Here is an 11,300-nt window from a genome sequence, read left to right as displayed (position 1 = left end):
AGGAAAAAACAGTGGTTGAAGTAAATAGAAAAACAAAAGAGACTGATATTAGATGTAAACTTGATATTAATGGTTCTGGTAGTAGCAAAATAAATACTGGAATTGGTTTTTTTGACCATATGTTAGAAGCATTATCAAAGCATAGTGGAATAGATATAGAGTTATCTTGTAAAGGTGATTTACATATTGATTTTCATCATAGTGTAGAAGATTGTGGTATTGTTCTTGGTAAAGCTTTAAAAGAGTCGATTTTCCCTATTCAAGCAGTTGAAAGATATGGAAATGCAACTGTAGTTATGGATGAAGCTGCTGTTACTTGTGCATTAGATTTAAGTAATAGACCATTTTTAGTTTATGAAATAGATATAAATGAAAAAGTAGGGCAATTTGATGTTGAATTAGCAGAAGAGTTTTTCAATGCTTTTGTAATGAATGCAGGTTTAACTTGTCATATAATTTATGAAAGAGGGAAAAATAAACATCATATTTTAGAAGCTGCTTTTAAATCAGTAGCAGTTGCATTAAGAAGAGCAATGGCTAAAAATGAAAAATTAGGTATTCCTAGTACAAAAGGTATTTTATGATTGAACTTATTGTTCTTGATGTGGATGGAACATTAACAGATGGAAAAATAACTTATACAAATAATGGAGATGAGCTTAAATCATTTGATGTATCAGATGGTTTGGCCATTGCAACTTGGACTAAAAAGTTGGGAAAAAAAGCTGCTATTATTACGGGAAGAACATCTAAGATTGTTGAAAAAAGAGCTGATGATTTAAAAATTACTCATCTATATCAAAAAGTTCATAATAAAGATGAAATTTTAGAAAATATATTAAAAAAAGAGGGATTAACTTGGAATCAAGTTGCTTCAATTGGTGATGATTTAAATGATTATAAAATGTTGAAAAAATCACAATTATCTTTTACACCAGCAAATGGTACAAATTATTTAAAAGATTTTGTTGATGTTATTTGTCAAAAAAAAGGTGGAGAAGGTGCGGTTCGAGAGATGATTGAATATATTGTAAAAAAAGATAAAATTGAAGAGGAGTTTTTAAAAGCATGGTTGTAAAATTTTTTATTTATGCACTTTTTCTAATCTCTTTAACAATTTATTTTATCCCTGTTCATTTAAATAATGAAATAGATAAAAAAAAGGATATTCCTTTAGTTACATTTAATGATTCTACAATGTATACTTTAAATCAAGAGACAACAACTAAAATTGTAACAGCAAAAAAAGCTTCAAGATTTAAAACTCATGATATTATGTATAAAGGAAACTTTATATTAAAAGCAAAAGATAAAAAAGTTAAAAATGCAACAGATTTTATTAGTGCAAATGTAATAATAAAAAAAGTTGATGATTATACATTTATTGGTGATGTTAAATTTAGAAGAAATGATTTTATCACTTTAAATACTGAAGAGTTATATTATAATGATAAAACACAAATAGCTACAAATAAGGTAGCTTTTAATGGAAAATATTATAATAATTATACTAAAGGTAAAAATTTATATTTAGATTTACAAAAAAATATAATGAAATCTAGAAATTCACACTTTGAAATTGAAACTACAAAATAAGGAAAAAAATGAGAAATTTATTTATATTACTGTTCTTTACTACATCTATACTAATGGCAAGTAATAAACTAATAATTGATGCTAAGAAGTTTGAGGGTAATGATAGTAAAGGTATATCTATTTTTACAGGGGATGTAAAATTAAGAAAGCAACAAGATAAATTAGATTCAGATAAATTAGAAGTTTATATGTCTAAAAAAAGTGCAAATAAAAAAAGAGTACCATTAAAATATGTAGCAATAGGAAATGTTTCTTTTACTATTATTTCTCAAAATAAAAAAGAGTATGAAGGAAAAGGAAATAAAGTAATTTACTATCCTCAAGAAGATAGATATGTTATTATTGGTAATGGTTTTATAAAAGAAAGAGTTGAAGATAGAAAAATTTATGGAGAGAAAATCTTTATTGATCAAAAAACTGGTCAAGCAAGAGTAAATGGAACAAAAAATGAGCCAGTTAGATTTATTATTAATCTAGATGATAATAAAACTTCAAAAGATAAAAAGGCCAATAAATAATGAAAATTGTAGAAGCGACATTTTTAACTTCTGCCCAAAGTATTGTTGATTCTCCTAGTCCAGATACAGCTGAGATTGCTTTTTTAGGTAGAAGTAATGTAGGAAAATCTTCATTATTAAATACTTTGACAAATAGAAAAGGATTAGCTAAATCCTCTTCTACTCCAGGTAAAACGCAGTTGATAAACTATTTTGATATAAAATTTAAAACAGAAAATGAACAGTTACCTTATCTTTTTGCAAGATTTGTAGATTTACCAGGTTTTGGATATGCAAAAGTCTCTAAAGGATTAAAAAGAGATTGGAATAAAAATTTGACTGGATATTTAGAAGAGAGACCTTGTCTTCAAGTATTTGTACATCTAATTGATTCAAGGCATCCAAATCTAGAAATAGATAAAAATGTTGATGAGTTTTTAAAAACAATAAAAAGAGGCGATCAAATCATCATTAATGCTTTTACAAAAACTGATAAATTAAAACAAAATGATTTGTCAAAATTGAAAAGAGATTATCCTGATGGTATTTTTATTTCTAATTTGAAAAAAAGAGGAATGATTGATCTTCAAAATGCAATAACGGAGCACTTATTTGGAAATCAAATTTTTTAAACCCACTGTATCACATATTGCACAAATGCAAGAATTAGTAAAACCTGAAGTAGATAGTGGTAAGATTTTACTAAGAACTGAAGATGAAATGGCAAATACAATTAGATCTTATATTGTTGTTAGTGTTGATAGTAAAATTGCAGGTTTTACTGCACTTCATATTCATTCTTCGAGATTAGCTGAAGTTAGAAGTCTAATAATTGGTAAAGAGTTTAGAGGTATGAAACTTGGAAAAAAACTTGTTGAAGCATGTATTGAAGAGGGTAAAAAGTATGAATTAGCGCAAATTCTTTCTTTAACATATGAACAAGGATTTTTCGAAAGTCTTGGATTTAGAAAAATAGAAAAAGAGAATATTCCAGAGCATAAAATCTGGGCAGATTGTATTAGGTGTAAACTATTTCCTATTTGTGAAGAAATAGCAATGGTTTATGATTTATAGATTATGAAAATAGCTTAATATACCACATTCTTAAATATAAACCAAAAGTTGATGTATATCCTACTTCACTAAATTTTAAAACTTTATTTTTATCATATATTAGTGTTGTAGGAAATGCTTTTATATTAAACTCTTTTGCGTATTTTCCACTTTTATCTTCAACTACATTAAAATTTAAATTATGTTCATTTAGATATTCTTGTATATGCTTTTTATTTTTTGATTGAGTTGCTATTGTTATTACATTATAATCTTTTGAAAGTTTTTGTATATTAGGAGCTTCTAATTTGCAAATAGGACACCATGTAGCCCAAAAATGAATTACTAATGGTTTATCACCTTTTATACTATATTTTGAATCATCAAGTAGCTTAAATTGATTTATATGAAGGTTTTGTTTGTTTAAATCAAGTGAATTGTAATAACTAAATGCATTTATTGCAATAAATGCAACTATCGCAAATTTTATAATCTCTTTTAAAAATTTTTTGATTTTTTGATTCATTTAAAACCTTGTGATTAATTATATTAAACACAAGATTTTACCAATTAATTATATAGTAGTTGTTTAGTTAAATACTTTTCTAATCATTTGATATAAATTAGTTTAAAAAATCTAAATTTAAAATTTTTGCAACTTTTGCTTTTGCAATATATTTTTGGTATTTTGCATCAAAAAATTGCGCTTGTACATTTTCGTAATTTGATTTTTGTTTAAGTAAATCAGTCATTGAAATTAGGTGATTTTTGTACATTTTATTTGCTTGCTCAAATACTTTTGCAGTTAGATCAAGTGAACTTTGTTTTGCACTTAAAATTGCAATTTTTGTTTCTAAACTATCTAATGCATTATTTATTTGCATTTTTACATAATCTTCTTGTTTTTTATGATTTATTTTTGCTTTTAAATATTTGATTTTGTCTTTTTGCACTTTTATATTTCTAGTTCCATCAAATAGAGTATATTTTACTCCTATTAGTGCATTATAGTAATCTTTATCATCTGAAAAGTTAAATCTATTATCATTATATCCATACTCTAAATGAGAATATATTGTTGGATAATAATTGCTTTTTGAAATATCGATATTTTTTTTCATAATCTTCTTATAAAGTTTAGAAGCTTTTATACTATCTTTTGTTTTTAGTGCTTGAGATATTAGTTCTTTTTTATTATATAGTTTTATATCTATTTTCTTTGGACTATTTACATCTGTTATTTTATCATTTGAACTAAGAAATCTAAGGTATGAGATTGCAAAGTTAAATCTATTTTTTGCATTTTGTAAATTTGATAGAACTTCAAATTTGTGTGCTTTTGCTTGTTTTACATCAATTGAAGTAGTAAGACCTTCTTTATAGAAAATTAAAGCAGATTTAACAATATTATCTACACTTATTAATGTTTGTTTTAAAGCTTTTATATACTTTTTTGCAATTACTGCACCATTATAAGCTTTAAAAACTTCAAATGATAATTCAGTTTTATTCATGTCATATTTTAATTTATTGATTTTTTTTTCAAGTTTCATTATATCTTTTTGAGTAGATATTTTAAAACCAGTAAATAAAGCAATATCATATGTTAGTTTTGTATTTACATTTGTTCTTGAATCTGGATAATTTAAATCTTTTGGTTCAGTATCAATTGGCTCACCCATTTGTGCAAATCCAAAATCTTTAAAAGTTGCTTCTCTAGATGATAATTTTGAGTTAAATATATAACCAGAATGATTTGTTTTATTAACTTCAGATTGTAAGTTTAATTTACCATAGTTAAAAGAGTTTACTTCTTTTATATTTAAAGAGCTAAGATTAATATTTAGTTTTGAATTTTTTAAATCATTATTGTCATTTAATGTATCATTTAATACTTCATCAAAATTAACAGTCTGAGAATATGCAAATGAAACAATAAAAAAATAAAGTAAAAATTTATGCATTAATATACTCCAAGTGTTTTTGCGAGTATTATATCGTATTCTTATAAAAAATAAAAGAGTTTTATTATAAAAAATAGTTATATTTCAAAAGTTAATAATTATAAGTAAAACTTATCATTTAAAGGATTGTGCTAAATTTCCTATAATTAAAAACCATCCATCAATTACAATAAAGAAAATAAGTTTTATAGGTAAGGATATCATTACAGGTGGAAGCATCATCATCCCTAAACTCATAAGAATAGAAGCTACAATAATATCTATAACTAAAAAAGGTAAAAATATTAAAAAACCTATTTCAAAGGCAGTTCTTAATTCACTTATTATAAATGCAGGCATTAATAAAGTTAATGGTACATCATTTATGTTTTTAGGATTTTTTAGTTTTTTGATTCTATAAAATAGTCCTAAATCAGACTCTCTTGTATTTTTAATCATAAATTCTTTGAAAGGTTGAACGCCTTTTTCAAAAGCTACTTCATAACCAATTTTTTTATCCATATATGGAACAACTGCTTCATTCCATGATTTTTTTGCATAAGGTTCCATAATAAATATTGTTAAAATTAAAGCCATTGATACTATAACTTGAGAAGGTGGTGTTTGTTGTAATCCCATTGCTTGTTTTAATAATGAAAATACAATTAAAATTCTTGTGAAACTTGTCACCATTAATAAAAGAGTTGGAGCTAGTACTAAAAGACCTAAAATTATTGCTATATTTATTGTTCTTACAAATTGAGTTGGTTCTTGTAATGCGGCAACTGATAAATTCACTACAGGAGGTGTATCTGCTGCAAAAAGTAATGATGTAAATAACAATAAACTAACTAATATTTTCAATCTAAATCCTCTTATTTTTATGCAAAATCATAACTAAAGTATGATTAAACATCTATTTTTTTATATATCCCAAATCATACAATTTATTATAGATTTTTGTTACGATTGATCCTGCTGCTGAACCACCATGCCCACCGTGTTCTACTAATGCTACAACTGTATATTCAGGTTTTCTAAATGGACCATATGTTGTTAGCCATGCATGTGAACGATGATAGTATTCTAGTTCATACTCTTTCATTCTTTTTTTCTCTATTTGTGGAATAGAGATAACTTGAGCTGTACCAGTTTTAGCTGCAAGAGTTACTTTTGCTTTTAGGTGTCTTGATGCAGTACCAAATCTTTTATTTGCCACATCATACATACCTTCTCTTACTATTTTTAAATATTTAGGATCAATATCAAGTTTTTTTGGTTTTTTATATTTACCTTTTAAAAAGTGAGGATAAGGAAGACTTCCTGTTGCTAAAAATGCAGTATATCTAGCTATTTGCATTGGTGTAACAAGAGTATAACCTTGACCAATTGAAGAGATAACTGTTTCTCCAATATACCATGGTTTATCATATTTTTTTCTTTTCCATGCTTTATTTGGATTTACTCCAATAAATTCGTTGATTTGATCAACACCAGTTTTATGACCAAAACCTAACTTATCCATTGTTTTAGATATTTTATTTATACCAACTTTTAAACTTGCTTTATAAAAAAAGTCATCACAACTTTCTCTAATTGCTTTCCTAAAGTCAGTTTTTCCATGTCCTGTTGTTTTCCAACATCTAAATTTTCTATTTCCAATTTGTAATTCACCTGTACAATATACAGAGAAACTTGGGCTAATACCATTTTCTAATAATGCAAGTGCAACTCCCATTTTATAAACAGAACCTGGAGGATAAAGACCATTTACAAGTTTGTTTGTAAATGGATGATCAAAGCTATTTCTCATATCATCCCAATCTTTTTGAGAAATACCTCCTACAAAAATGTTATTATCAAATTCAGGGAAAGATGCTGCTGCTAAAATTTCGCCATTATTTACATTCATTACAATTATAGCACCACTTTTATGATGAAAATTTTCTTGAATATATTTTTGAAGTCTTACATCAATTGTAATTTGTAAATTATTATTTTCATCTGCTTTTTTCTCTTCAAGTACTTCAATTTCTTTATTCAATGCATTTACTTTTACATCTTTGTATCCAATTTTCCCTTGAAGTCTTTTATTATAATATTTTTCAAGTCCATTTTTACCAATAATTCCACTATATCTTGAAAGCTCATTTTTTTCAATATCTTTTTTTGAAGCTGTACCTACATATCCAAGAATATGTGATGCAACATTGTGGTATGGATAATATCTTTTTACAGATGGTTCTACTTTTATTCCGTCAATTGAATTAAATAGAGTAAATTTAGAGAAAAAATCATCATATGCAATATAATCAATTAGATCAACATAATCATGTTTATATGGGGAATCAAGTTTTTTATATTTTTTTATTAAATCTTCTTCATTATATTCAGGAAAATGTTTTGAAATTACTTTTACTATTTTTAATAATTTTTGTTTATTTTTGTAAGAACGTAAATGTGGTTTTATTGTAATTGAAAAGCCTAGATTATTAATAGCTAGTGCAACTCCATTTCTATCTTCAATAATACCTCTTGAAGGTGCTTTATAAACTCTTTTAATATAATTTTGTTTTGATAATTGTTCATAATATGTGTTTGATTTGATACTTAAAAAATAGACTCTTGCTAGTAATACAAGCATTAAAAGAGCAATAAAAATAAATATTAAATTTAATCTTTTCAAATCATTAACCCCACAATTAAGAAATCAATTACAATATTTATAAATATTGTAAAAAATAGTTCATTACTAAAGCTATTATTTAAAATATAAATAATAGTAAAACCTATGTAAAAAGTTAGAATATATAGGTATTCATTTAATTGACTATATGAAATAATTCTTTTTATATATGGAACTATAAATGAGTAGATAAAACATGTAAGTAGTATTAAACTAAAGGGTTTAAATCCATTATTTAGTTCAATAAATAGCATAGCAATTGCTAAAAAAAATGCACTATAATAATACTCTCTTTTCAATATCTTAATAAATGTCAAAAATAAAACACCCGCCAAAAAAATTGGATTAAAATAAATAGATGAAATAAAGTTTATTAAAATTGTGCTAATAAATACTATTATAACTGTTGAAAGTCTATCAAATATATTTTTATTCATAAGCCCATATACTTCTTTAATTAATGGGAGATTATATTATAATAACTCTTATATTTATATCAATGAAAGATTAATTATTGCTATTCTTTTTTGTCATTGAATATATGAAAGCAAATATTTCTGCTACAGCTTTGTACATACTTGATGGTATCTCTTTTTCTATATCCAATTTAGATAGTAATTCTATTAAGTCTTCATCTTTTTTAATTGGTAAATCATTCTCTTTTGCAATTTTTATTATGTTTTTTGCAACTTGGGCTTGTCCTTTGGCTACAAGTTTTGGTGCTTCATCTTTTTCTATGTCATATTTTAGTGCTGCTGCTTTTTGTATTTTTTCTGCCATTTTATGCCCTAATATCTAGTCCAAGATTATATTGAGAACTATTTTGTTGGTATACCTCTTTGGGTTTTTCTTGTTGTTTTTGTCTTTTCTCTAAATCAATTAGTTTTATGTCCATAGGAATTAATCTTGCAGCATTTAAAGACTGCTTTAGATTAGTCAAGTTCTTTTTTACTAAATTTTTAAATGAATCTCTAGAAGTAAAGATAGTCAAATCCAGTTTATTTTTTTCATATAAAGCAAGAAGAAGTTGTACTTGTCCAAAATCTTTAAGCGTTAAATTTATCTCACAATAAAATTTTTTTTCATTTGCTTTTTTCATAGATATTGAACCATCTTCTAACATATCCCATAAAAAAGGTAAATATATATAATTTGAATTTGATGTTAAAGATAAAAGTTGATAATAATCAACTTGAAAAAGTAGTTTATCAACATTTTTAGAAATATCATTTGAACTTGGGTCTGATGCCATTTTTGAAACAATATCATCTTGCATTTGTAAAAGCACAGATTTCATGTCATTTTGAATAGAACTATTATCTTTTTGATTATTTAATAAATTTGTTTGAGTTAGTAAACCATCTTTTATAATATTTTCAATTTTATTTACAGTTTGTAATAATTCATTTTGAATATTATGTGCATTTGGATTTGAAGAAATAGAATTTATAGTCTCTTTTAAACTGAGTAATAAATTATTTATATTTGATGTAAAATTACTTTGAAAAGTTGAAAGGCTATTTGTTTGATTTTGTAGTAATTTCAAATCATTTGGAAAATCAATATTATCAAAAATATTTTGAATATTTAAGAGTTTATCAATTGTTTGAGTAATCGGATTATTTTTTGGTAAATTAGTATTTAATAGTTCATTTTTTAGATTAGTAAGATTTTGTTTGAGTTGACCTAATATATTGTTTTTATCGCTATTATTTACAATTTGGTTTGAGTTTATTTTATTTTCTATTAAAACAATTTCATCAGAGATATTTTTTAATTTATCTACTAAAGTAGAAATATTAGGATTAGTTTGACTTAAGTTTTTTATTTCATTACTATTAACTAATTGTTGAAGTAAGTTCTTAGGTTCAATCTTGTTGTCATTAATAAATAAATCTTTACTATTTAAAAGATTATCTATTTTGCTTAATAATTTTTGAGGTTCAATACTTCTATTTGTAAGAACTTCAGTTTTTAAATCAGTTAAAATACTTTTTACTTGATTTTGAATTTGTAATTTTTCACTATCAAGTTGATTATTAATTGATATATTATTATTTGTTGGTACATTTGTTTGTGCAAGTTGTAGATTTATATTTTTTGTAATATTTAAAATTGTGTTATTTTTTGCTGCTACTGATTGAAAGTCTGTGGTATTTAATAGGTTTTTTAATTCTGGTTGTTTTAAATTATCAGCTAAGTTTGAAATATTGTTTAATTTTGTTAATAGATTATTAGCTTCAGGTGTTTTAATATTTTGCAATTGGTTTTTTAATTGATCTACTAAATTAGTGAGTTTTTCATTTGAAAGATTTGATGTTAAGTTATTTGGTATATTATTTTGAATTTTAGATTCAACAAGCTGCGCATCATTTGTTAAACTTTTTAGTTGATTTGTTAAGTTATTTAGATTTTGAACATTCTTATCATTTAATCCTTTTGCAATATCTTGAATGGAATTAATTACTGATTTTATATTATTTTGTAAAGTTAAAGCATCTTGTTTTGGATTTTCTATAATTTTTGAAATAACTTCATTTAACTGTTTTGCTTGAGGTGTTTTTATATCTTTAATAATATTTTGTATTTGATTTAATACATCTAGTAATTTTGTAGGTAAATTTCCTGATGTTGCTTTATTTAACATCTTAGATTCTAAAAATACTCCAGATTTACTCATTAGTTCTTTTAGACTATTTTCATCTAAATTGTCAATTTGAGATAAAAATGTTTGTAGTTGAGGTTTATATTTTCCAAGAGGTGAATCTTCTGGAATTTGAGAAAATAGTGTTTTTATTGTTGAGGAAAAACTTCCTAAGTCTTTAAAAATAGAAGAGTTCTTTAGTATATTTTGTATTGTTTCATTACTTTTATTTGATGTCTTTAAATCTTCAAATAAATTTGATAAAACATCTTCAATTGAGGCATTATTTTTTAGCATACTACTCAATGCTTTTGAATCGGCTTCTTTTAAAACATCTTTTAGTACTTTATTGTCTTGATTAGGCAAGAGTATATTTAAAAGTGTATTACTATTTCCAACTATCATAAAATAAAGTATATCATAAAAATTGTTTTTTTTGTCAATTGACTTATACACTTTGTTTTAGATAAAATAATCTATCTAGTTTCTAAAGGCTTTAATATTATGGAATATGATGTTGTTGTAAATATAGAAGGATTTGAAAATGAAACTAAATTTATTTTAGAAAAAATAGATGATTTTTTTTCTTTAATAAAAGGAGTTGATACAGATTCTGAATTAAGATTAATGAGCTTTGGAGCACTAAAATCATTAAATTTTGAACTGCCAGATTATTTTATTGAAAAGTTAGAAATAAAAGCTATTGAAGATATATCAATTTACTATATCTTTGTTTTACAAACTGCAAACAATGATAATAGCTTAAATACTTTTTCTCCTATTATTTTAAATAATAAATCAAAAAAAATGGGTCAAATACAATTAGATTTAAAAGAATTAGGTCTTGAAGGGCTTACTGATATGCTACCTAATTTTTGAAT

At 24.5% G+C, this 11,300-nt stretch carries 14 protein-coding genes; 7 read left to right on the top strand and 7 right to left on the bottom strand.

Translation table 11 applies throughout. The features are described 5' to 3' along the window. Positions 1-11 precede the first annotated feature (11 nt). Genes hisB through CRU93_RS05670 form a run of 6 tightly spaced genes read left to right on the top strand, consistent with a single transcriptional unit; the run spans position 12 to position 3,167 of the window. Positions 12-584, top strand: coding sequence for an imidazoleglycerol-phosphate dehydratase HisB (gene hisB, locus CRU93_RS05695; protein WP_129103223.1), 573 nt, complete (start codon positions 12-14; stop codon positions 582-584). Next, positions 581-1,078, top strand: a complete 498-nt coding sequence (locus tag CRU93_RS05690; RefSeq protein ID WP_129103222.1) for an HAD family hydrolase — start codon at positions 581-583, stop codon at positions 1,076-1,078. Before hisB ends, CRU93_RS05690 begins: the two co-directional genes overlap by 4 nt. Then, a complete protein-coding gene (locus tag CRU93_RS05685; RefSeq protein WP_129103221.1) occupies positions 1,069-1,596 on the top strand; it encodes a hypothetical protein in 528 nt (175 codons plus the stop codon). The genes CRU93_RS05690 and CRU93_RS05685 overlap by 10 nt, the downstream gene beginning before the upstream one ends. Before the next feature lie 8 nt (positions 1,597-1,604). After that, positions 1,605-2,114 (top strand): lipopolysaccharide transport periplasmic protein LptA, encoded by a 510-nt coding sequence (gene lptA, locus CRU93_RS05680; protein ID WP_129103220.1) that lies wholly within the window; start codon positions 1,605-1,607, stop codon positions 2,112-2,114. Beyond that, positions 2,114-2,725: a ribosome biogenesis GTP-binding protein YihA/YsxC gene (gene yihA / locus CRU93_RS05675; protein WP_129103219.1), complete on the top strand. Its 612-nt coding sequence runs from the start codon at positions 2,114-2,116 to the stop codon at positions 2,723-2,725. The genes lptA and yihA overlap by 1 nt, the downstream gene beginning before the upstream one ends. Continuing rightward, positions 2,706-3,167: an N-acetyltransferase gene (locus CRU93_RS05670; RefSeq protein WP_129103218.1), complete on the top strand. Its 462-nt coding sequence runs from the start codon at positions 2,706-2,708 to the stop codon at positions 3,165-3,167. The genes yihA and CRU93_RS05670 overlap by 20 nt, the downstream gene beginning before the upstream one ends. Before the next feature lies 1 nt (position 3,168). On the opposite strand, the gene CRU93_RS05665 is transcribed toward CRU93_RS05670, so the two are convergent. From CRU93_RS05665 to CRU93_RS05635, 7 genes are all read right to left on the bottom strand, one after another. After that, the gene (locus CRU93_RS05665; protein ID WP_129103217.1) at positions 3,169-3,672 is read right to left on the bottom strand and encodes a redoxin domain-containing protein; all 504 of its coding nucleotides are present in this window, start codon (positions 3,670-3,672) and stop codon (positions 3,169-3,171) included. Positions 3,673-3,769: 97 nt separating this feature from the next. Continuing rightward, positions 3,770-5,110, bottom strand: coding sequence for a TolC family protein (locus CRU93_RS05660; protein ID WP_129103216.1), 1,341 nt, complete (start codon positions 5,108-5,110; stop codon positions 3,770-3,772). 114 nt (positions 5,111-5,224) lie between these two features. After that, the gene (gene fliP / locus CRU93_RS05655; protein WP_129103215.1) at positions 5,225-5,953 is read right to left on the bottom strand and encodes a flagellar type III secretion system pore protein FliP; all 729 of its coding nucleotides are present in this window, start codon (positions 5,951-5,953) and stop codon (positions 5,225-5,227) included. Between the two features lie 52 nt (positions 5,954-6,005). Then, positions 6,006-7,775, bottom strand: coding sequence for a penicillin-binding protein 2 (gene mrdA, locus CRU93_RS05650; protein WP_129103214.1), 1,770 nt, complete (start codon positions 7,773-7,775; stop codon positions 6,006-6,008). Next, the gene (locus CRU93_RS05645; RefSeq protein ID WP_129103213.1) at positions 7,772-8,212 is read right to left on the bottom strand and encodes a hypothetical protein; all 441 of its coding nucleotides are present in this window, start codon (positions 8,210-8,212) and stop codon (positions 7,772-7,774) included. The genes mrdA and CRU93_RS05645 overlap by 4 nt, the downstream gene beginning before the upstream one ends. A 70-nt stretch (positions 8,213-8,282) precedes the next feature. Continuing rightward, positions 8,283-8,555, bottom strand: coding sequence for an EscU/YscU/HrcU family type III secretion system export apparatus switch protein (locus CRU93_RS05640; RefSeq protein ID WP_129103212.1), 273 nt, complete (start codon positions 8,553-8,555; stop codon positions 8,283-8,285). A 1-nt stretch (position 8,556) separates the two neighbouring features. Further along, on the bottom strand, positions 8,557-10,824 hold the full coding sequence (locus CRU93_RS05635; RefSeq protein ID WP_129103211.1) for a flagellar hook-length control protein FliK: 2,268 nt from the start codon (positions 10,822-10,824) through the stop codon (positions 8,557-8,559). Positions 10,825-10,923: 99 nt separating this feature from the next. On the opposite strand from CRU93_RS05635, the gene fliW reads away from it, so the two are divergent. Beyond that, complete coding sequence (gene fliW, locus CRU93_RS05630; RefSeq protein ID WP_129103210.1) at positions 10,924-11,298, top strand: flagellar assembly protein FliW; 375 nt, start codon at positions 10,924-10,926, stop codon at positions 11,296-11,298. Positions 11,299-11,300: the final 2 nt, after the last annotated feature.

Origin of the sequence: Arcobacter sp. CECT 8985 (assembly GCF_004116495.1) — a bacterium.
Taxonomy (GTDB): domain Bacteria; phylum Campylobacterota; class Campylobacteria; order Campylobacterales; family Arcobacteraceae; genus Malaciobacter.
This window is presented reverse-complemented; position numbering and strand designations above follow the sequence as displayed.

What these genes read in the sequence shown, in the direction of transcription:
- CRU93_RS05690 (WP_129103222.1), top strand. Translation starts at nt 581, where the DNA reads ATGATTGAACTTATTGTTCTTGATGTGGATGGAACATTAACAGATGGA.
- CRU93_RS05685 (WP_129103221.1), top strand. Translation starts at nt 1,069, where the DNA reads ATGGTTGTAAAATTTTTTATTTATGCACTTTTTCTAATCTCTTTAACA.
- lptA (WP_129103220.1), top strand. Translation starts at nt 1,605, where the DNA reads ATGAGAAATTTATTTATATTACTGTTCTTTACTACATCTATACTAATG.
- yihA (WP_129103219.1), top strand. Translation starts at nt 2,114, where the DNA reads ATGAAAATTGTAGAAGCGACATTTTTAACTTCTGCCCAAAGTATTGTT.
- CRU93_RS05665 (WP_129103217.1), bottom strand. Translation starts at nt 3,672, where the DNA reads ATGAATCAAAAAATCAAAAAATTTTTAAAAGAGATTATAAAATTTGCG.
- CRU93_RS05660 (WP_129103216.1), bottom strand. Translation starts at nt 5,110, where the DNA reads ATGCATAAATTTTTACTTTATTTTTTTATTGTTTCATTTGCATATTCT.
- CRU93_RS05645 (WP_129103213.1), bottom strand. Translation starts at nt 8,212, where the DNA reads ATGAATAAAAATATATTTGATAGACTTTCAACAGTTATAATAGTATTT.
- CRU93_RS05640 (WP_129103212.1), bottom strand. Translation starts at nt 8,555, where the DNA reads ATGGCAGAAAAAATACAAAAAGCAGCAGCACTAAAATATGACATAGAA.
- CRU93_RS05635 (WP_129103211.1), bottom strand. Translation starts at nt 10,824, where the DNA reads ATGATAGTTGGAAATAGTAATACACTTTTAAATATACTCTTGCCTAAT.
- fliW (WP_129103210.1), top strand. Translation starts at nt 10,924, where the DNA reads ATGGAATATGATGTTGTTGTAAATATAGAAGGATTTGAAAATGAAACT.